The organism is Thioalkalivibrio sp. ALE16, from assembly GCF_000381305.1.
Lineage (GTDB): Bacteria > Pseudomonadota > Gammaproteobacteria > Ectothiorhodospirales > Ectothiorhodospiraceae > Thioalkalivibrio.
Genome location: NZ_KB906355.1, coordinates 43,196 through 64,011, shown reverse-complemented (window position 1 = coordinate 64,011; position 20,816 = coordinate 43,196). Strand labels below are relative to the sequence as shown.

Genomic DNA, 20,816 nt, shown 5'->3' with positions numbered 1-20,816 from the left:
GGACGCGTCGCTGCGGCGTTCGATTGTGGCCCGGTGGTACCCTTGAGCCTTAATTCTTCACCACGGGACCGAGTACTTCCGTTTCGCTGTGCAGGTCCGTCTTCGAGCGGAAAGCCTAAAGATTCGGAGACTTCTCCCACCTGAACCTCAGGTTCAAGGTCAAAGGTCACGCCGGCGCCCGCGGGGCGCGTCCACTTCCTTTTGATCCCGTCTCTCCATACCGATCCCTCTATGCCAGCGGAAACCGACTCCGTTCACGATTCGCTATCGCCCGACGATCTGCGCGCCCTGCGCCTGCGCCTGCGCCGCGCCCGCGCCGCGCTGTCGGACGCCCAGCTTGACCAGCACTCCGCCGCCATCTGCGAACACCTGCTGCGCTGGTTCGAGCGCTGGCAGCCGCGCTGCGTCGGCGCCTACCGGGGCCTGCGCGGCGAGGTCGACCTGACACCGCTGACCGTCGCCCTGGCCGGACGCGGCACCCGCGTTGCCCTGCCGGTGATGGACGACAAACGCCCCGGCCGCATGCACTTCCATGCCTGGGGGCCCGGGGATGCGCTGTGCCACAACGGCTTCGGCATCGCCGAACCCTGCCCCGATGCCCCGCGCATCTGGCGCCGCGAGATGCAGGTGGTACTGATGCCGTTGGTGGCCTTCGACACGGCTGGCAACCGCATGGGCATGGGGGCGGGCTACTACGACCGCTACTTCGCCCGGCGCCGCTTCGGCATCGGCCGGCCGAAGCTGATCGGCGTAGCCCACTCGCTGCAGAGCGTAGCGGCACTGCCCGCCCAGCCCTGGGATGTCCCGCTGGATGGCGTCGTCACCGAGCAGGGCTGGCATGCGCTGCCGGACCGCGCGCGGCACAATACGCACACCTGACCACCCCCTCACTTGGCACGAGGAGCCCGCATGGCCTACTGGCTGATGAAGTCCGAGCCCGACGAGTTCAGCATCGACGACCTGGAGCGCGTCGGCGTGGAGCCCTGGGACGGCATCCGCAACTACCAGGTGCGCAACATGATGCGCGACGAGATGAAGAAGGGGGATCTCGCCTTCTTCTACCACTCCAACGCCAAGCCACCGGGCATCGTCGGTATCCTGCGTATCGAGAAAGAGGCCTACCCGGACTCCTGCGCCTTCGACCCCGAAGACCCGCACTACGACCCCAAGAGCGACCCGGACAACCCGCGCTGGCTGCGCGTCGACGTCGCCTTCGAGGAAAAATTCGGCGATATCATCACCCTCGATTGGCTGAAGCAGCAGCCGCAGCTCGAGGACTGCCCGCTGGTGCGCCGCGGCAACCGCCTGTCGGTCATGCCCATCACCCAGGACCAGTGGGACTTCATCCTGAGCCACGCCCAGCGCGGGAAATAGCCCCGTGGCCACGCTCTACCACTTCCCGCACGACGCCAAGGCCGACCGCCTTCGCCTGGCCTGTGGCTACAAGGGTGTGGAGCTCGAAACCCGCGCGCTGGACTGGTTCGACGACGAGACTTTCTTCGAGCTGGGCGTGGCGCGCCAGTCGCCGATCCTGCAGATGGATGACGGCACCCTGGTCACCGACACGCTCGCCGCGCTGCGCGACATCGACCGCCTGTTCCCGACCGGCGAACCGCTGTCCGACGGCGTGATCGCCGAGGACGCCTGGCAGGCCCTGGTGGACTGGCGCGCCAAGGTGGAGATCGTACTGGACCGCCTCTACGCCCCGCTGGCACCGGGCTTTCACGGCATCGGCGAGAGCGCCGAGGCCCTGGCCGACTTCAAGGCTCAGGTACAGCACCGCTTCGGCATGTCGCTGGAAGAACTGGCCAACGACCGCTACGACGGCTACAACCAGCTCGCCAAGCTCAGCCACCTGCCGGAACTGGCCAAACACCTGGCCGCCAGTCGCTTCTACCTCGGCCACCCGTCCATCGCCGACTGCGTGATCGCCGCCGACCTCTACCCCCTGCAGATGCACGACGGCATCAACCTGCCGGTCGACATGCTCTACTACCTGCGCCGCGTCGAGGAGACCTTCAACACCCCCCTCGACACCCACTGGCTCGCCCGCTAAAGGCCGTGTGGGAGCGGCCTTGGCCGCGAACCGGCGTCAGGCGCCAGCCAAGGCCCCGGATTCGCGCGCAAGCGCGCCCCCACCGGGCTGCTTGCTTACTCGACGAAAGGAACAGCACCCATCAAGCCGCTGCAAAGCGCCGGATATGATTCTCGTCCCGCGACGCGGCTCGGGCCAGGTCATAGTTCGTCTGCATCGTGAGCCAGTGACGCGCCTCGCCGATGCCGCCGCTCTCGAGGCGCACGGCAAAGTCCGGCGAGATCGCGGCATGTTCGTTCAGGACACGCGAGACCGCGTTGCGGGACATCCCCAGATGCTGCGCAAACTCCGTCACCGAAAGCCCCAGCCCGGGCAGCACACGGCGGCGCAGGATCCGCCCTGGGTGGGGCGGGTTCCTCCTCAACGTATTTTCCAGACGCTCAGTAGTCGTCTTCATAATCCATCAGCAAGCCCTCTGGTAATGAAACCTGGCGTCCCGCCAGGGTCGACTTGATCACTGTTAGTGGCCTGGTAGTGGCGGAAGGCCGAGTTCTTTGAGAAACGCGTTGTGTTTTGTCGCTGACACCTGGATGTCATCCTCAATGGATACCAGGTCCCGATGCACCTCTGCCAACTTGATCTCCGGCTCCTGTTCGGCAGTGCTGACGTAGCGGGAAATGTTCAGGTTCCAGTCATTGGCCTCGATCTCCTCCGTCCCAACACACCGCGCATAGCGATCCTCCTCTCGGCGGTGCTGGTAGGTGTCGATGATCTTTTCGATGTACTCGGGCGTGAGATAGTTCTGCCGCTTGCCCTTCTCGAAGTGCTTCTCGGCGTTGATGAACAGCACGTCATCCGGCTGCTTGCACTTCTTCAGGACGAGGATGCAGACCGGAATGCCCGTGGAATAGAACAGATTCGCCGGCAGGCCGATCACCGTGTCGATGTGCCCGTCTTCAAGCAGCTTTTTGCGGATGCGCGCTTCCGCCCCGCCGCGAAACAGCACGCCGTGCGGCAGGATGATCGCCATCACGCCGTCATCCTTGAGGTAGTGGAACCCATGCAGCAGGAAGGCGAAGTCGGCCGCCGACTTCGGCGCGACGCCGTGATTCTTGAAGCGCATGTCCTCGCTGGCTTCGTCGCGCGGAGTCCAGCGGTAGCTGAAGGGCGGATTGGCGACGACGGCATCGAACCTGGGCTTCTTGGCCGGGTTGGTCTCGCGCAGCCAGTCCCATTCGTTCTTGAGGGTGTCGCCGTGGTAGATCTCGAACTCGGTGTCCTTTACCCCGTGCAGCAGCATGTTCATCCGCGCGAGGTTGTAGGTGGTGATGTTGTATTCCTGGCCGTAGATCTTGCCGATCGTGCCGCCGGCTTCGACCATGCGGCGCCGCACGTTCAGCAACAGCGATCCCGAGCCGCAGGCGAAATCATAGACGCTGGCCAGCTTGGGCCGCGGGCCCGTCTCCGGCGACTGGCTATCGAGGGTGACGATGCCGGAGAGAATGTCGGAAATCCTCTGCGGCGTATAGAACTCGCCCGCCTTCTTGCCCGAGCCGGCCGCGAACTGATCCAGCAGGTATTCATAGGCGTCGCCGAGGGTATCGGAATCGGTGGAGAACTCGGCAAGGCCTTCCGCGATCCGCGTGATGATCGTGCAGAGCTTGGCGTTGCGATCGGCGTAGGTCTTGCCGAGCTTGTCGGAGCCGAGGTTGATCTCGGAGAAAAGGCCCGCGAAGGTGCTGGCGAATGACTCATTCTCGATGTGCTTGAAGCCAGCCTGTAGCGTGTCCAGTAGCTCCTTGCTGTGCGTCCGGGCGAGGTAGGCGATGTTCGCCCACAGATACATCGGATCGATGACGTAGTGCGCCTTGCGGCGCATCTGCTTTTCGAAGGCATCAATGTCATCCGGGTTCCCCTCATACCAAACGGACAGGGGCGTGCGCCCGCCGTTCTCGACCGTGTCGGGGTCCGGATAATCCCTACCGAGCTCCCTCTGCGCCGCGGCCTCGTAATTGTCCGAAAGGTAGCGCAGAAACAGGAACGCGAGCATGTAATCGCGGAAGTCGTCGGCATTCATCGACCCGCGCAGGTCGTCCGCGATCTTCCAGAGTATCTTGCCGAGTTTTTGTTGGTCGTTTTTGGTCATGAAGTGCTGCTCGCTTCCGCAGGCGCTTCGCTGGGGAACAGCGCCGGGTTAAAGGGGTAACGCTCGATGAAGTCGTGGAGAATCCTGCGGAAGTAGTCCTTGTTCTCTTCCAGCATCTCCCGTGGCTCATAGAGCGAATAATTGCCGTGGCTGAGGATGTTGACCAACCGCGCGTGCAACACGCCGTCCAGATCATCGTCGCCCTGTCTGATACAAGCGGAAAAGTTATCGTAACCGTGGAAACCGGCCGTCTTTTCCAGGATTGCCCGAAGCATGTTGAAGTGGTGCGTGTATAGCTCGCCGCTTCGTTCCGCCTCGTACAACTCGGTCAGTGCTGCCACATGATAAAAGAACGGCGTGTCGCCGGTATCACGGAGGATGTACCCGGGCGACGAGCGATCACGCGCGAGGAAGAACCGGTCGCGCCGGTTCTTCTTCCGCTTGATCTCGTTGCACAGCACGTTGAAGAACAGGGCGTGGTGCGTGGAGATCATTGTCTTCAGTTGGCTTTCCGGGGCCTTGAGAAGTCTGGCCAGGTGCGTTGCCACGGCCACCGCGTTCTGGTCGTCCAGCGACGAAATCGGATCATCGATGTAGATGTACTTGACCCAGCCATAGGGACCACTGCCGTCGTCATCCAGAACGAGCTGGACAATGGCGAGAAAGAAGCACCAGATGAAGATGTTTTCTTCACCCCGCGACACCTTGATGCCGTCCTCAGTGCGATGGCCATCGTCGTCCGGAACCTCGCGCGAGAAGCTCACCTCCCATTTATCGGTGTCGATGCGAAAGTCGAAATCGGCGTAGCGGTCGAGCAATGGGCGGATGCGGTTGTCCATCTCCATTTGGTCGAGCCCGGAGAAGAAGCGAGATTCGGCGTTGATCTTCAGGACACGCTCGGCGTCATTATCCAGGTCGTTGTCCCACGAAAACAGGTCTTCCGTGAAAGCGTTGAAGTAGAGCGTATCGCGCTTGTCCTCATCGTCAGCGTCCTTACCGAGATTCTTGAACTCCGTTGACAAGCGCGTCTTGCCCACGCCGTTGTAGGCATAGAGCAGGATGAACTTCTTGTTATCCAGCTCATCGCGCAGGTGCTGGGCGAGTGCGGGCAAACCCGTGAAGGGCTGAACAGTCATGCCTCGGCTTCCTCCGGCGAGGGGAAGAGCTGCTGCATCAGGCCGCGCTTGTGGGTGCGCAGGGCATCGAGCTTCTCCACCTGCCCCGCGATCATCGCGTCGAGGGTGGAGAGGCATTCGGCGATGCGGTGTTGTTCGGACGGATTGGGAAGGCCAACGGCATACAGGGTGCGGATGACACTCGGGTGCGCCTTCTGCACGTAGTTGAACGTCTCTGATGCGTGCAGCCGCTGCAACTGATAGGCCAAAAATTGACAAACGATATCGTCACTCAGCACGCGCATGAATCCAGAAACGTTTGTTATCGAGAACTTGTGCTTGGGGCGATAGAAGAAGTGTCCGCCGCCATCGACCGACCACGAAATCAACTCTTCATCGAACAGGTAATCGCCGTATGTACCCATGAGACCGCTGTCGATGACGGAGGAGGAGTACACAGGATGGGGCCCGGGGTTCGCACGCATGTCGTCGTGCGAGATGACCTTGCCCCTTCCTAGTTCGAGGCGCCGTTCATCCTCGAGTCGTGCCAATAGGAAACGATCCCACTCCCCCGCATCCCGAAACTCCGGAAACCGCAGGCGGGGGCGGTTTTCGCCTTCGCGGGGGAAGAGCTGTTGCATCAGCCCTTTCTTGTGATTCCGGAGCGCCGCCAGCTTCCGCCCCTCCGCCGCAATCAGATCATCCAGCGAACCCAGACAGTCGGCGATCTTCCGCTGCTCGGCAGGTGTTGGTGGAAGTGGAACCGGAATCGTCGAAATGCGATTGGCGGATACACCGTAGACCTTCGCACCCTGAGCTTGCTTTTGAATCCCGGCTCGAACTACAGCGGACTGAAACAAATATCCGCCGAAACCGACAACTGGTTCGGCCCCGTGGCGCGTAGCGAGAATGGTGTGGGTTCCAGCTACGACTTGTTGGCCATCCAGAGACACGATCTCAATCGCCTTCCCGACATCATTCAGGTCTTCAGAAGCATCCGCTAATACGATATCGCCCTCTTCGCAAAAAGCATTGTCGTTGAACGAATCAACAGGCACATCAGGATCCACGTATGGCACATACTCGCCACCTACACGAAAACGCGTTTGGAACTTAGTGTGAATATCACCGTAATGGATATTCTTGACCGTTCCGCCTTCGTAGTTGAGCTTGTCGCGCGAGAGCGTGTTTGTTCGCTTGAACCTATAGAGTTCAGTTAGTTGCAGCGACTGCCAAGCGTCACCATCCCGAAACTCCGGAAACCGCACCCGAGGCACAAGCGCATGTTCTTTGCCCTTCTTGCTCACACGTGTCGCCTCATTGCTCATAAGCACTCAATCCCGAAATCGCCCGCCCACCGGCACGTCTCTTCAGCAGCGGCACAAGGTCTTCCATAAGGGCGAGTTCGCGGCGGGTCCGTTCGCGCCAGCCCAAATCCAGCGGCGCGAGCAGGTCAACGAGCTGCTCACCATCGAAAATCATCCGGTGCAGGATGCCGTCCACGAATTCGGTCAACGCCTTCGCGGGCAGTCCGTGCTTGTCGGCGAGGTCGCGAATTTCCTGCCCCTGCTTTTCAGCCCTGAACTTCTTGTAGCCAGCCCTGACCTGGTTCTCATCGAGTGGCTTGCCGGTTTCCAGTGAGCGGACGTAATCGGCGATTTCCTCGCGTTCATCAAGAAACTTGGCATCCGACTCGATCAGACCGATGAGCTGCTCGCGGCTGATCTTGAGCTTCTTCGGGTCCTGATCGGTGAAGCGCGCGATCAGGTTCGTGATGTAGTCGTAGTCGATGGTTGCCGATGCGAAGAGGACGAACTCGAAGTCGAGCTGATCGACCGCAGGGCTCTCCGAGCCCCCCGGTTTCTCGCGCTGCTCTCGCAGGCGCTGGGCGGTTTCGAGATAGACCCCGCGGTAGCTGCGCAGCTCGTCCTTGGGCAGCGTCTGCTCGATGGCCTGCTTCTGCTCGTCGGTGAGGTCTGTGTACTGGTCGAGCTGGGTCTGAAAGCGCTGGACCTCCCTGAAACGGTTGATGAACTGGGCGCGGGCGTCGTCGCCCTTGAGGTTGGCGATGGCCTCCGGTTTGGGCTCGAGGCCCTGGGAGGTGAGGAACTCGTCCAGGTCGGCCCTGGCCTGCTTGAATTGTTCGATGACCTTCGGCGCCTTGTCCACCAGCCAGATTTCGCGGGCCGTATCGGCCTGGGCGCCGGAGAACAGCGCGATGGCTTCATCGACATTGGCCTGCTGGCCACGGAAGTCGAGGATGTGGCCGTAGGGCTTGCTCGCATTGAGAATGCGGTTGGTGCGACTGAAGGCCTGGATCAGGCCGTGGTGCTTCAGGTTCTTGTCGACGTAGAGGGTATTCAGGTACTTCGAGTCGAAGCCGGTCAGCAGCATGTCGACGACGATGGTGATGTCGATCTTCTCCGCGCCTTTTTCCGGCAGATCGGCGTTGGGGTGCTGCTGGTCCTTGATGCGCTGCTGAACGTCCTTGTAGTAGGCGTCGAACTCAGCCACCGAGTGGTTGGTGCCATAGCGGGTGTTGTAGTCATCGATGATCTGTTTGAGCGCGGCCTTCTTCTTGTCCGGCTCGGTGGCGTTGTCTGCCTTTTCCTGGGGCAGGTCCTCCTGGAGCTGACGGACGTCGGCGTTGCCATCTGCGGGCGGCGAAAAAATGGCAGTGACTTTGAGTGGCTCAAAATCGGGATTCTCGGCCTGCCGCTCAGCCTGCACCTCATTGAACATTTCGTAATAGGCGATCGCGTCGTTGATGCTCGATGTGGCAAGCAGTGCATTGAAGCGCCGCCCCGCGGTGGCAGCATTGTGCTTGTAGAGGATGGCATCCACGACGGCCCGCTTGGTCAGCGTATCACCCGGTTTGGGAGGGTTTTCGCCGTCTGGCTTGAAGTAGTCCACGTGGAAACGCAGGACGTTGCGGTCTTCGATGGCGTGGGTGATGGTGTAGGCGTGGAGTTCCTGCTGGAAGACGTCCTCGGTGGTCTTGAGCGTCTGAATATCGTCGTCGATCTGCTTGACGGTGGCGTTCTGCTCGAAGATGGGCGTGCCGGTGAACCCGAAGAGCTGCCCCCTCGGGAAGAAGTCCTTGATGGTCTGGTGCGTATCGCCAAACTGCGAGCGGTGGCATTCGTCAAAGATGATGGCCATGCGCTTATCGCGGAGCGGTTCGAGAAGGTCCGAGTAGGTGGCCTGGCCCCGTTCTTGGCGATTCCGGTTGCGCTTGCCCTGTTCATCCAGGGCAAGGCCGAGTTTCTGGATCGTGGTGACGATAACCTTGTCGCTGTAGTCGTCGGAGAGTAGCCGGCGCACGAGCGTAGCCGTGTTGGTGTTCTCTTCGACGCAGCCCTCCTGGAAGCGGTTGAATTCCTCGCGGGTCTGGCGGTCCAGGTCCTTGCGGTCGACGACAAACAGGCATTTGTGGATGTCGGGATTGTCCTTGAGGAGCGTAGACGCCTTGAAGGATGTGAGCGTCTTGCCGCTGCCGGTGGTGTGCCAGATATAGCCGTTGCCGCTGTTCTCCTCGATACACCTCACGATGCGATCCACGGCATAGATCTGGTAGGGCCGCATCATCATCAGCTTCTGCTCGCTGGCGACCAGCACGGTGTAGCGGCTGATCATGTCGCCAAGCGTGCACTTGGCGAGAAACGCATCGGCGAAGTCATCGAGGTGCGTGATCTTGGTGTTGTCCTCGGCCGCGAACTGGTAGATCGGAAGGAACCGCTCTTCGGCGTTGAAGGCGAAGTGACGGGTGTTGTTGTTCGTGAAGTACCAGGTATCCGTCCGGTTGCTCACGACAAACAGCTGCACAAAGCACAGCAGCGTACGCGTGTAACCGTTGCCGGGATCATTTTTGTAATCGACGATCTGCTGCATCGCGCGGCGGGGGCTGATACCGAGGGATTTCAGCTCGATCTGGACGGCGGGGACCCCGTTGATCAGGAGCAGCACGTCGTAACGGTGGTGACTGTAGTCCGTATTGATCCGGAGCTGGGTAACCACCTCGAAGGTGTTCTTGCACCAGTCCTTGATGTTGACCAGGGTGTAGTTGAGCGGCGTGCCGTCATCCCGGGTAAAGCCGTTGATCTCGCGCAGCGTCCGGGCGGCGGTGAAGACATCGGGTGTGACGATCTCGTCGAGCAGACGCTCGTACTCGCCGTCGGTGAGTCTGACCCGGTTGAGCGCCTCGAACTTCTCGCGAAAGTTCGCTTCAAGGGCGGCCCGATCATGAATGTCAGACCGAATCGTGTACTTCAGGCCGCCCAGTTTGTCGATAAATGCAGTTTCAAGGTCCACCTCGCGGACACCCTGAGGCCTTGGTGTTGCCGGACGATCATAGGTGAAGTCAGATGGGCTCATAAAGAAGTCCTATGTGGCAGATCTCGCCTTGTGATATACACGTTTTCGAAAACAATCGGGGATTCATGCTGCCAGGCCTTGAGGGTCTCCACCGGCGTGATGTGTCCCAGCGCGAAGGTATAGGGGGGAGGCAGACCTTGCGTTTTGCCCGCACACCGGCCAAGCGGAAGGCAACTCTGGCCGCGTAAATCGCGCATTCAAGCCCTTAATCCGCCTACCCGGCCCGGCCATTTCCTCTAGGTTTCCGCAACTTAACGAGGCCCGACCCCGCTCTCCTGTTCCTGAAGCACTTGAACTGGACCCGCAATGTTACACGGCTCACCTCAGTCGGAAGATCGCGGCCTCAGCCGAAGCGGTAGTGCTTGCGGATGTCGCGGTGGATCTCCCAGGTGCAGCCCATGCCCTCGGGGAAGGTCACCAGATCGCCCTCGCCCACGGTGACGGGCTCGCCACCGTCGTCCGGGGTCACCGTCACCTGACCCTCCAGGATGTAGCAGACCTCGCGCTCGTCGTAGTGCCAGGGGAAGGTCGAGACCTCCTTCTCCCACACCGGCCAGTCGAACACCCCCAGCCGCTCCAGGTGGTCGTGATCGGGTCGATGCATGACTTCGATGGACATGGCGCCTCCTGCGTTGCGCTGCGTCGTATTGGGAATCGCGCAAGACCCTACCGTCTCGCTGCGTCATCGGCCAGCCCGGGCAATCCGGGCTATCGAAACAGCCGCCTCTCCTCGCGCCGGAAACGGCGCACAACCAGCAGCACGAAAGCCACAATGCCGAGTCCGGCCGATATGTAATCGAGGGGCATCCCCAGTTCCCAGGCCATGTAGCCGGTGACCAGCGCCCAGAGACACGGGATGATCGCCAGGATCAGCGGCGGTCGCGGGTATCCGAGCAGCAACAACCCCAGGGTCAGCAACATGGTCGGGCCCGGCGCCACCCCCACATACGACAGTTGCGACCAGGAAGTATCCACCAGCGCGAGTCCAACCAGGGGATAGGCGACGACTGCGTAAAACATCAGTACAACGGCCAATAAACCCGCCCATCCGCCGGGCCAGGCGAAGGCACCGCGCCCCATCACCGTCAGGGCGAACACCATCATCACCCCCTGCGCCACGAACACCCCAGCCAGCCAATGGGCGGCGAAGTGATACGGCGCCAGCGAACCACCAAAGAACGTCAGTCCGATCCAGACCCACAGCACGCCCATCAACAGTCCGATCGCGCGACCCGCGAAACGCCCACTGAAAAACGCCATCGCAATCGATACCAGCACGAACAAGGCCGCCATCCCATGCAGCGGCCAGATCGCCTGGTTGTACTGGTCGAGAATCGCCAGCCAGGTGGGTCCGTCAAACGGCAGCATTTATCTACCCCGTATCCATGGGTTGAAAATCATTACTGTAGGAGGCCAGCCCTCTGGCCGATTCGGCGTGCGACAAGAACCATCGGCCAGAGGGCTGGCCTCCTACAGGTCGCCGACGTAGGCGACCATGCGGCTGCGCATATCGGCATCCGGAAGCGGGCCGTACAGCGCGCCCATGTTCTCCTCCATGTGCGCCACGACCGAGGTCGCCGGGATCGCGCAGGTGACGTCCGGGTGCGAGACGATGAACTTGAGCAGGAACTGCGGCCAGTTCGCGCATTCGATCTCCGCCGCCCAGTCCGGCAGAGGATGACCCTCGAACTGATTGATCAGCGCCTTGCGCCGAAACGGCCGGTTGGCGATCACCGCGACCCCGCGCTCCCGTGCCATGGGCAACAGGCGCTGTTCCGCCTCGCGGTCGAGGATGTTGTAGGTCAGCTGCACGAAGTCCAGATCCTCGCGCCGCAGGATACGCTCCAGCTCGTCGTGGCGGCGTCCGTGCGAGGTGGTCACGCCGATATAGCGCAGCTCCCCCGCCGTGCGACGCTCGCGCAGCGTCTCCAGGTGGGCCTCCCAGTTCTGCAGGTTGTGCACCTGCTGCAGGTCGAGGGTGTCGACGCCCCACAGCTCCCGGGATTTCGCGTGCTGCTCGCGCCCGGTAGCGGTGCTGCGCGTCCAGACCTTGGTGGCCGCGAAGGCACCTTCCGGATGCCCCAGCTCGCGCAGCCCGTGGCCCACCACCGCCTCGGCGCGGCCGTACATCGGGGAGGAGTCGATCATTCCGCCGCCGCGACGGATGAAGGTGTCGAGGATGCGCGTGCGCACCGCCAGCGCCTCCGGGTCCTCCGGCACGTTGAAGGTAATCCAGGTCCCCATGCCGATCACCGGGATGCGTTCCCCGGACGACGGGATCGGCTTGCGCTGCGGTTCACGGCCTTCGGAGGCGCCCGCGACGACCGGCCAGCCCGCCCCGACCACCAGGGCAGAGCCGGCCATCCAGCGCAGGAAGGATCGGCGCGAACGCCGTGTGGACGTTGGTTTCATGGCCCGGATCAACGCAGGGGGTTCAATTCGTGGGCCATTCGCCCGGGTCACAAGTTCCCTACGCAGCCGCCCGCAGATGCCGGGTGAGCGCCGAGACCAGGGGCTTCATGAAGTAGCGGCTCTCGGGGACCACCGTCGGGTGCACCCCGTGGGCGCGCAGCTCGTCGGCCACCACCGGGCCGATCGCGGCGACGACGGTGCGGCCGAGCGCTGCCAGCAGCGCGTCCTCGCGCCCCGCGTCGCGGGCGACGTGCAGCAGGCGCCGGACCTGGGCCTGGCTGGTGAAGGCGATCGCATCCACCTCCCCCGCGATCAGGGCCTCGATCAGCCCGCTCACGCGCCCGGTCTCGGCGGCGTCCGCATAGCGATAGGGCCAGACGGGAAAGACTTCGGCGCCCGCCTGCTCCAGGAACCCGAGCAGGCGGCGGTTGGGTTCCGCGCCGTAGAGCTGCACCCCGATGCGCTGCCCGGCCAGAGGCTGCCCGGAAAGGGTTTCGATGATGCCCTCGGTCGTCGGTGCGGCCGCGATCGCATCCGGCCGCACGCCGAAAGGCTTCATCGCCCGGCCGGGCTTGGGGCCGCGCACCAGGGTCGGCGTCCGCGCCACGGCCGCCAGCCAGGCGTCCTCGCGTTCGGCACTCCGGGCAAAACCGGTCAGGCGGGTAAAGCCCTCGCCGGTCAGGAAGATCAGGCGATCGAACGGGGCCTCGATCGCCCTGTGCAACCAGGCCTCGATCGCCGTGCGGTCGGGGCTGTCGTGGATCGCGATCAGTGGGCAGCGCCAGACCTCGGCCCCGCGCCGCTCCAGCAGACCGGCGAAGACCTCCAGCGCCCGGCTCTCCGGCAGGGCCACGCGGCGACCCGCAAGGCCACTGGCCGCCGCCTCCGGCAGGACGGATGCGGCCGTCACGCCGCGCTCGCCGCCGCGGCCCGCGGCCCCGGCCCCGACATCGGCATCGGCTGCGGGAACACCGTGGAGGCCCCGGCATCCGGCTGGAACCAGGCCAGACGCGCGTGGCAGGCCGCCACCTCGCCGATCACGATCAGGCTGGGCGAACCCACCTGCTCGCGCTCGGCACGCGCGGCCAGGGTATCCAGCGTGCCGCTGACCACGCGCTGGCGGGCGGTGGTGCCGTTCTCGATGATCGCCGCCGGGGTCTGTCCGGCGCGGCCGGCACCCTTCAGCCCCCGGCAGATCTCGCCCACCCCCTTGCGGCCCATATAAAACACCAGGGTCTCGCGGGTACTGGTCAACTGCGACCAGTCCACATCCAGCCGCCCTTCGCGGGTATGGCCGGTGATGAACCGCACCGACTGGGCATGGTCGCGGTGGGTCAGCGGTATGCCCGCATAGGCGGCGCAGCCGCTGGCCGCGGTAATGCCGGGGACGACCTGGTAGGCCACGCCGTCGCGCGCCAGCACGTCCAGCTCCTCGCCGCCACGGCCGAACACGAACGGGTCGCCGCCCTTCAGCCGCGCCACGCGCTTGCCTTCGCGCGCCAGCCGGGAGAGCAGCGCGCTGATCTCCTCCTGCGGCACGCAGTGGTGGTCGCGCTCCTTGCCGACATAGAAGCGCTCGGCCTCGCGCCGGGCCAGGTTCACCACCTCGGACGACACCAGCCGGTCGTAGACGACCACATCCGCCTGCTGCAGCAGGCGCAGCGCGCGAAAGGTCAGCAGGTCGGGATCGCCCGGCCCGGCGCCGATCAGGTAGACCTCGCCCGGCGTACTAGCCGCCGCGTCGGCCAGTTCCTGTTCCAGGCGCGCCTCGGCCGCGTCCATGCGACCGGCCAGGGCGAGCTCGGTGGCCGGCCCGGCAAAGGCCCGTTCCCAGAAGGCGCGCCGGGCGTTCACATGGTCGAAACGGGCGCGCACCCGGTCGCGCAGCCGCCCGGCGAGATCGGCCAGCCGGCCATAGCCGGCCGGGATCAGGCTCTCGATCTTCGCGCGCAGCAGGCGCACCAGCACCGGGGCGCGGCCACCGGAGCCGATCGCGATGGTCAGCGGCCCGCGCTCCACGATGGCCGGCAGAATGAAGCTGCACAGCTCGGGCTGGTCGGCGACGTTCACCGGGATCGAGCGCGCGATGCAGTCCTCCGAGACCTGGCGGTTGACCGCCGCGTCGTCGGTGGCGGCGATCACGATCGCCACCCCCGCCAGGCATTCGGTGTCATAGACCCCCGAATCGCGGCTGATCGACCCCGGTTGTTCGCGCAGCAGGCGCTCGGCGGCCTCGCTGTACGCCGGGGAGCGCAGGCGCACCCGCGCCCCGGCCTCCAGCAGCAGCGCCGCCTTGCGCGTGGCCACCGGACCAGCCCCTACGACCAGGGCCTCGCGGCCGTGCAACTGCATATAAATCGGCAGGTGTTCCATGCTTATCCCTCCCGCGCCACGGGGTCCGTGGGCGCCTCGGCTTCCTCGTTCAACAGGTTCTGGATCTCGGGTCGGCAGGAGCCGCAGTTGGTCCCCGCCTCGAGGGACGCACCCACGGCCTCGCAGGTGGCCAGCCCCTGCTCGCGGATCGCGGCTCGGATTCGCGTCTCGTCCACGCCGAAGCAGGCACACACCATGCGCCCGCGCGCGACCTGCCCGTTCGGCGGTCGCCCGGTCAGGAGCGCCATGCGCTCGGTATCGCTGATGGTCTCGGCCGCGAACAGGCCCGCCAGCCACTCGCGCTCGGGCAGGCCCCGGTCGGGACCCGCGAACAGCACGCAGGCGAGCCGGCCCTCGTGGATCCGCGCGGCGCGGTAGCGGCCCCCGGCGGGATCGGCGAACTCCAGCCATTCCCCCGGCCCGTCCAGGCGTTCGCGCCACGCATCCATCGTGGGCGGTGCGCCCCGCCCGGCCAGTTCGATGCGCAGGTGCCGGGGACCACGGGCGGTGACCGCATAGTCGGCTGCGGGCGCAGCGACCGGCTCGCGGCTCAGCACGAAGCCGTGCCAGTCCAGCGCCGCCGGGCACACGGCCACAGCCGTGTGCTTGAACGCCGGCTGACCGGAGACCGGGTCGACATGCGCGGGCACCAGCGCATCGACCCGGGCGAGCCGCGCGATCGGCCGGCTCCAGTGCATGGGCACGAACACGCTGCCCGGGCGCTGCTCGCGGCTCACCTGTACCCGCGCCAGCAGGCGTCCGTGGCGACTGGTCACCTCGGCGAGATCGCCGGCCTGGACCCGGAACAGCCCGGCATCCACCGGATGGATCTCGACGAACGGCTCCGGCTGATGCGCACTCAAGCGCGGGGTGCATCCCGTACGGGTCATGCTGTGCCACTGGTCGCGGATGCGGCCGGTGTTCAGGCGCAGCGGATAGTCGGCAGCGACGGGGTCGGTCGGGGCCTGCGGAGTCACGGCCGCGAGCCGCGCCCGGCCATTGGCGGTGAAGAAACGGCCATCGGCATAGAGGTGTTCGGCGCCCGTCCGACTCCCCGCCGGCAGCGGCCACTGCACCGGCTCCAGGGCCTCGTACTCGGCGTCGGACAGCCTGGCCAGTGCGCCGATGTCGAAGTCGCGCGTGCCGTGGTTCTCGAAGGCGGACAGCGCCGCATGCTCGCGGAAGATCTCGCCCGGATGGGTATAGGGAAAGGCGTCGGCGAAACCCAGCCGCTGCGCGACTCGGGCCAGCGCCCACCAGTCGTGGCGGGCCTCGCCCGGGGGCGCCCGGAACGGGCGCTGGCGCGAGATGCGGCGCTCGGAGTTGGTTACCGTGCCGTCCTTCTCGCCCCAGGTGGTCGCCGGCAGCAGGACGTCGGCCACCCGCGTGGTCTCGGTCTCGCGCACGCAGTCGGAGACCACGACCAGCGGGCATTCGGCCAGGGCCTGCTCGAAGCGCGCGGCCTCGGGCAGGCTGAACAGCGGATTGGTGCCGATGATCCAGACCGCCTTCACCTGCCCCGACTCGACCGCGCGGAACAGGTCCAGCGCCTTCAGCCCCGGCTGGCGGGCGAGATTCGGCGCGCCCCAGAAACGCCCGACCCGGTCCAGGGCCGCGTCGTCGAAGCCCATATGCGCGGCCAGCTGGCTGGCCAGTCCGCCGACCTCGCGCCCGCCCATCGCGTTCGGCTGGCCGGTCAGCGAGAACGGGCCCATGCCCGGGCGCCCGATGCGGCCGGTGGCCAGGTGGACGTTGAGGATCGTCCCGGCCTTGTCCACGCCGCTGTCGGACTGGTTGATGCCCTGGCAGAAGGCGGTCACGGTGCGTTCGGTACGGGCAAACCACTGGAAGAACGTCGCCACCGCCTCCGGCTCCAGCTCGCAGGCCTCGGCGGTCGCGGCGATCGACGGGCTGGAGGCCCGCGCGGCCGCCAGGGCATCGGCAAAGCCGTCGACGTGGCGCTCCAGGAAGCCGGGGTCCAGCGCATCCTCCCGGCGCAGGTGGTCCAGCAGGCCGTTGAACAGCCAGGCATCCGTGCCCGGCGCCAGCGGCAGGTGCAAGTCGGCCGCCTGGGCGGTGGCCGTGCGCCGCGGGTCGATCACCACCAGCTTCATCCCGGGCCGCGCCGCGCGGGCGGCCTGCAGGCGCTGGAACAGGACCGGGTGGGCCCAGGCCATGTTGGAGCCCGTCACCACGACCAGATCGGCCTGCTCGAGGTCGGTATAGCTCCCCGGCACGCCATCCACCCCGAAGGCGCGGGTATGGGCGGCCACGGCCGTGGACATGCAGAGCCGGGAGTTGGTGTCGATATTGGCCGAGCCGACGAAGCCCTTCATCAGCTTGTTGGCGACGTAGTAGTCCTCGGTCAGGATCTGCCCGGAGACGTACAGGGCGACCGCATCCGGCCCGTATGCCGCGATGGTCTCGCGAAAGCCGTCCGCCACATGATCCAGCGCGGTCTCCCAGTCGACGCGCCGCCCGCCGATCTCCGGGTGCAGCAGCCGGCCCTCGTCATCGAGGGTCTCCGCCAGTGCCGCGCCCTTGGAGCACAGGCGACCGGCATTCGCCGGATGGGCGAGGTCGCCGCGCACCGCGACCGGAAACTCGCCTTCCGGCGTCGCGGTCACCTCCACGCCGCAGCCCACCCCGCAATAGGGGCAGGTCGTGCGGGTCACCGACTCAGCCGTGGCCATCTCAGCCCGCCTCGCGGCAGGCGACCGGCACTGCCGAGGGATCGTCCGCGGAATTGGCCGTGGCGCCGGAGAGATCCAGCCACACCTGACCGTCGGTCACCCGGATCGGGAAGGCATGGGTGCAGCCACTGTCCGCCCCGGTGGCCTCGCCGGACTGCAGGTCGATCACCCAGTTGTGCAGCGGGCAGGTCACGCGCTCGCCGTGGACGATGCCCTGCGACAGCGGCCCGCCCTTGTGCGGGCACTGGTCGCGCAGGGCAAACACGCGGTCATCCGCGGTGCGGAACACGGCGATGTCGCCGTTCGGGCCCGCCACCACGCGCGCACCCAGCGGCGGGATGTCCTCGAGCGGACAGATCGCGAGCCAGCTCATGCCGACACCCCCTGGCGCGGGGCCGCGTCCACCGGCGTGATCGGGATGAACTCGTGCGCCGCATGCCCGGCGGCCCGCTCGGCCCAGGGGTCCACCTGCGCCACCTCCTGCGACTCCAGGAAGCGGGCGTACAGCGCGGCGCGGTTCTCGGCGTCGTCCACCAGGCGTTCCTTCACGCGGGTCAGCCCGACGCGCTCGATCCACGGGGCGGTGCGCTCCAGGTAGCGCGCGTCTTCGCGATAGAACTGCATGAAGGCCCCTGCGTATTCGAGCACCTCGGTCTCGGTTTCCACCTTGCAGAGGAAGTCGGTGGCGCGGACCTTCACCCCGCCGTTGCCGCCCACGTGCAGCTCGTAGCCCGAGTCCACGCAGACCACGCCCAGGTCCTTGATCGTCGCCTCGGCGCAGTTACGCGGACAGCCGGAGACCGCCATCTTGAACTTGTGCGGGGTCCAGGAGCCCCAGGTCATCCGTTCCAGCTGGATGCCGAGCCCGGTCGAGTCCTGGGTGCCGAAGCGGCACCACTCGGAACCGACACAGGTCTTCACCGTGCGCAGGGCCTTGCCGTAGGCATGGCCGGAGACAAACCCGGCGGCGCCGAGATCGCGCCACATCGCCGGCAGGTCGACCTTCTTGACCCCCAACAGGTCGATGCGCTGGCCACCGGTGAACTTGACCGTGGGCACCTGGTAGCGCTCGGCCACCTCGGCGATCGCGCGCAGCTCGGCCGGCGTGGTCACTCCGCCCCAGATGCGCGGCACGACGGAATAGGTGCCGTCCTTCTGGATGTTGCCGTGGGCACGCTCGTTGATGAAGCGCGACTGGGCGTCGTCCTGGTAGTCCTTCGGCCAGGCCGCCAGCAGGTAGTAGTTGAGCGCCGGGCGGCAGACATGGCAGCCGTTCGGGGTCTTCCAGTCGAGGGCCTCGAACACCGCGTCCATGGTCTTCAGCCCGTCGCGGCTGATCGCCGCGCGCACCTCGTCGTGGCTGTGGTCGGTGCAGGCGCAGACCGGCTTTTTCGCCGGGGCGTCGGAGTAGTCGCCGCCCAGCGTGGTGGCGAGCACGGACTCCACCAGCCCGGTGCAGGAGCCACAGGAGTTCGACGCCTTGGTGTGGGCGCGCACGTCCTCCAGCGTGAACAGCTTGTGCTCGCTGATTGCCTGGACGATCTCGCCCTTGCACACGCCGTTGCAGCCGCAGATCTCGGCCTCGTCGGGCATCGCCGCGACCCGCGAGGCCTCGTCGCCGTGGCCGGAGTCACCGATATGCGCCTGGCCGAACAGCAGGTTCTCGCGGATGTCGGCCACCGGCGTGGCATCGCGCATCAGCTGGAAGTACCAGGAGCCGTCCAGGGTATCGCCGTACAGCACCGCCCCCTGGATCCGGTTGTCCTTCAGCACCAGGCGCTTGTAGACGCCGCGCGCGGCATCCTTGAACACCAGGTCCTCGGTGGTCTCGTCGCCGGTGAAGTCGCCGGCAGAGAACAGGTCGATCCCGGTCACCTTCAGCTTGGTGGAGGTCATCGAGCCCTCGTAACGCCCGATGCCGTACTCGGCCAGGTGGTTGGCGCAGACCTTCGCCTGCTCCCACAGGGGCGCGACCAGGCCGTAGGTGGCGCCGCGGTGCTGCACGCACTCGCCGACCGCATAGATCGACGGGTCATAGGTCTGCATGGTGTCGTTCACCACCACGCCGCGCTCGCAGTGCAGCCCGGCGGACTCGGCCAGCGCGGTGTTCGGGCGGATGCCGACCGCCATCACCACCAGATCGGCATCGACCTCGCTGCCGTCGGTGAAGCGCACGCCGGTGACGCGGTCCTCGCCCAGGATCGTCTCGGTCTGGTGCGCCATGCGAAAACGCATGCCGCGCTGCTCCAGCGAGCCGCGCAGCATCCCGGCGGCCTCGGCATCCAACTGGCGCTCCATCAGGTGATCCATCAGGTGCACCACGGTGACCTCCATGCCCTGGCGCATCAGACCGTTGGCGGCCTCCAGGCCTAGCAGGCCACCGCCGATCACCACCGCATGCCGGTGTGCGCGACTGGCCGCGAGCATCGCGTCCACGTCGTGGATATCGCGGAAGGCGACCACGCCCTCGAGTTCGTGCCCCGGCACCGGGATCATCACCGGGTCGGAGCCGGTCGCCAGCAGCAGGCGGTCATAGGGCGCCTCGGTGCCGTCCTCGGCGATCACCCGCCGGTTTACGCGGTCGATCCGCTCAATGCGCTTGCCCTTGTGCAGGGTGATGCCGCGTTCGGCATACCAGGCATCGTCGTTCAGCATGATCTCGTCGACGGTCTTCTCCGAGGCCAGTACCGGCGAGAGCATGATGCGGTTGTAGTTGCCCCAGGGCTCGGCACCGAACACGGTGATGTCGTACATGTCCGGCTTGAGCTTCAAAAGCTCCTCGACCGTGCGCATTCCGGCCATGCCGTTGCCGATCAGGACCAGCCGCGGCTTGTCGTTCGCGGTATCCATCACGCGGCCTCCGACTCGGGGTTCTTGTGGCGCTCGTGGAGAAAGCGCAGCACCTCGGCCCGGTAGTGGTTGTAATCGGCGTTGTCGGCCATCGCCAGGCGCTCGCGCGGCTTCGGCAGGTCGATCTCCAGAATCTCGCCGATGGTCGCCGCCGGGCCGTTGGTCATCATCACGATGCGGTTGGACAGCAACACCGCCTCGTCCACGTCGTGAGTGACCATCAGCACGGTATTGCCCAGCTCCGACTGGATGCGCATCACCTCGTCCTGCAGGTGCGCCCGGGTCAGCGCGTCAAGCGCGCCGAAGGGTTCGTCCATCAGCAGGACCTTCGGCTCCATCGCCAGCGCCCGGGCGATGCCCACGCGCTGCTTCATGCCGCCGGAGATCTCGTCCGGGCGCTTGTCCAGCGCGTGGCTCATGCCGACCATATCCAGCGTCTGCAGGATCCACTCGCGGCGTTCGGCGGCGGACTTGGTGCCCTTGAAGGTCTTGTCCACCGCCAGCGCCACGTTGTCGCGCACGGTCAGCCAGGGCAGCAGGGAGTGGTTCTGGAACACGACACTGCGATCCGGACCCGGCTTGCTGACCTCCTTGCCATCCAGGATCACCGCGCCGGTGCTGGTCTCCAGCAGCCCGGCGACGATGTTGAGCACCGTCGACTTGCCGCAGCCGGAGTGGCCGATGATGGAGATGAACTCGCCGCGGTCCACGTGCAGGTCGACGTCGCGCAGCACCTCGCTGGCCGTCGGGCCTTCGCCAAAGGTCTTGTGGACGTGTTCGATGGAGAGATAGCTGGTCATGATGATTCTCCTTTGAGG

General features: G+C 65.5%; 17 protein-coding genes and 1 other RNA gene. 4 read left to right on the top strand and 14 right to left on the bottom strand.

The features are described 5' to 3' along the window. Positions 1–4: 4 nt before the first annotated feature. The 4 genes from ssrS to F627_RS0102230 all read left to right on the top strand — a co-directional run bounded on the left by ssrS (position 5) and on the right by F627_RS0102230 (position 2,056). A non-coding RNA gene (gene ssrS, locus F627_RS16145) (6S RNA) lies at positions 5–190 on the top strand. 41 nt (positions 191–231) lie between these two features. After that, positions 232–879 (top strand): 5-formyltetrahydrofolate cyclo-ligase, encoded by a 648-nt coding sequence (locus F627_RS0102240; RefSeq protein WP_019583142.1) that lies wholly within the window; start codon positions 232–234, stop codon positions 877–879. 30 nt (positions 880–909) lie between these two features. Next, positions 910–1,374, top strand: a complete 465-nt coding sequence (locus F627_RS0102235; RefSeq protein ID WP_017941841.1) for an EVE domain-containing protein — start codon at positions 910–912, stop codon at positions 1,372–1,374. Positions 1,375–1,378: 4 nt separating this feature from the next. Then, positions 1,379–2,056: a glutathione S-transferase family protein gene (locus F627_RS0102230; protein WP_018877993.1), complete on the top strand. Its 678-nt coding sequence runs from the start codon at positions 1,379–1,381 to the stop codon at positions 2,054–2,056. 121 nt (positions 2,057–2,177) lie between these two features. On the opposite strand, the gene F627_RS0102225 is transcribed toward F627_RS0102230, so the two are convergent. The 14 genes from F627_RS0102225 to F627_RS0102160 form a co-directional block, all read right to left on the bottom strand. Further along, positions 2,178–2,492, bottom strand: coding sequence for a HigA family addiction module antitoxin (locus F627_RS0102225; RefSeq protein ID WP_051081474.1), 315 nt, complete (start codon positions 2,490–2,492; stop codon positions 2,178–2,180). A gap of 63 nt (positions 2,493–2,555) precedes the next feature. After that, positions 2,556–4,181: a type I restriction-modification system subunit M gene (locus tag F627_RS0102220; RefSeq protein ID WP_019583140.1), complete on the bottom strand. Its 1,626-nt coding sequence runs from the start codon at positions 4,179–4,181 to the stop codon at positions 2,556–2,558. After that, positions 4,178–5,317 carry an AAA family ATPase gene (locus F627_RS0102215; protein ID WP_019583139.1) on the bottom strand — a complete coding sequence of 380 codons (1,140 nt, stop codon included), beginning with the start codon at positions 5,315–5,317 and terminating at the stop codon, positions 4,178–4,180. Before F627_RS0102215 ends, F627_RS0102220 begins: the two co-directional genes overlap by 4 nt. After that, positions 5,314–6,603 carry a restriction endonuclease subunit S gene (locus tag F627_RS0102210; protein WP_019583138.1) on the bottom strand — a complete coding sequence of 430 codons (1,290 nt, stop codon included), beginning with the start codon at positions 6,601–6,603 and terminating at the stop codon, positions 5,314–5,316. The genes F627_RS0102215 and F627_RS0102210 overlap by 4 nt, the downstream gene beginning before the upstream one ends. 10 nt (positions 6,604–6,613) lie before the next feature. Continuing rightward, positions 6,614–9,670 (bottom strand): type I restriction endonuclease subunit R, encoded by a 3,057-nt coding sequence (locus tag F627_RS0102205; protein ID WP_051081473.1) that lies wholly within the window; start codon positions 9,668–9,670, stop codon positions 6,614–6,616. 343 nt (positions 9,671–10,013) lie between these two features. Further along, the gene (locus tag F627_RS0102200; protein ID WP_019583136.1) at positions 10,014–10,289 is read right to left on the bottom strand and encodes a cupin domain-containing protein; all 276 of its coding nucleotides are present in this window, start codon (positions 10,287–10,289) and stop codon (positions 10,014–10,016) included. Positions 10,290–10,378: 89 nt separating this feature from the next. Beyond that, on the bottom strand, positions 10,379–11,038 hold the full coding sequence (locus tag F627_RS0102195) for a DUF6064 family protein (RefSeq protein ID WP_019583135.1): 660 nt from the start codon (positions 11,036–11,038) through the stop codon (positions 10,379–10,381). Positions 11,039–11,140: 102 nt separating this feature from the next. Continuing rightward, positions 11,141–12,082, bottom strand: a complete 942-nt coding sequence (locus F627_RS0102190; protein ID WP_026331999.1) for an aldo/keto reductase — start codon at positions 12,080–12,082, stop codon at positions 11,141–11,143. 58 nt (positions 12,083–12,140) lie between these two features. Beyond that, positions 12,141–12,992: a uroporphyrinogen-III synthase gene (locus F627_RS0102185; RefSeq protein ID WP_019583133.1), complete on the bottom strand. Its 852-nt coding sequence runs from the start codon at positions 12,990–12,992 to the stop codon at positions 12,141–12,143. Continuing rightward, complete coding sequence (gene cysG, locus F627_RS0102180) at positions 12,989–14,455, bottom strand: siroheme synthase CysG (protein ID WP_019583132.1); 1,467 nt, start codon at positions 14,453–14,455, stop codon at positions 12,989–12,991. The genes F627_RS0102185 and cysG overlap by 4 nt, the downstream gene beginning before the upstream one ends. A 2-nt stretch (positions 14,456–14,457) precedes the next feature. Further along, positions 14,458–17,148, bottom strand: a complete 2,691-nt coding sequence (locus F627_RS0102175) for a nitrate reductase (protein WP_019583131.1) — start codon at positions 17,146–17,148, stop codon at positions 14,458–14,460. 1 nt (position 17,149) lies between these two features. After that, positions 17,150–17,521: a nitrite reductase small subunit NirD gene (gene nirD, locus F627_RS0102170; protein ID WP_018876961.1), complete on the bottom strand. Its 372-nt coding sequence runs from the start codon at positions 17,519–17,521 to the stop codon at positions 17,150–17,152. Beyond that, on the bottom strand, positions 17,518–19,998 hold the full coding sequence (gene nirB / locus F627_RS0102165) for a nitrite reductase large subunit NirB (RefSeq protein ID WP_019583130.1): 2,481 nt from the start codon (positions 19,996–19,998) through the stop codon (positions 17,518–17,520). Before nirB ends, nirD begins: the two co-directional genes overlap by 4 nt. After that, positions 19,998–20,798, bottom strand: a complete 801-nt coding sequence (locus F627_RS0102160) for an ABC transporter ATP-binding protein (protein WP_018876963.1) — start codon at positions 20,796–20,798, stop codon at positions 19,998–20,000. The genes nirB and F627_RS0102160 overlap by 1 nt, the downstream gene beginning before the upstream one ends. Between the last annotated feature and the right edge of the window lie 18 nt (positions 20,799–20,816).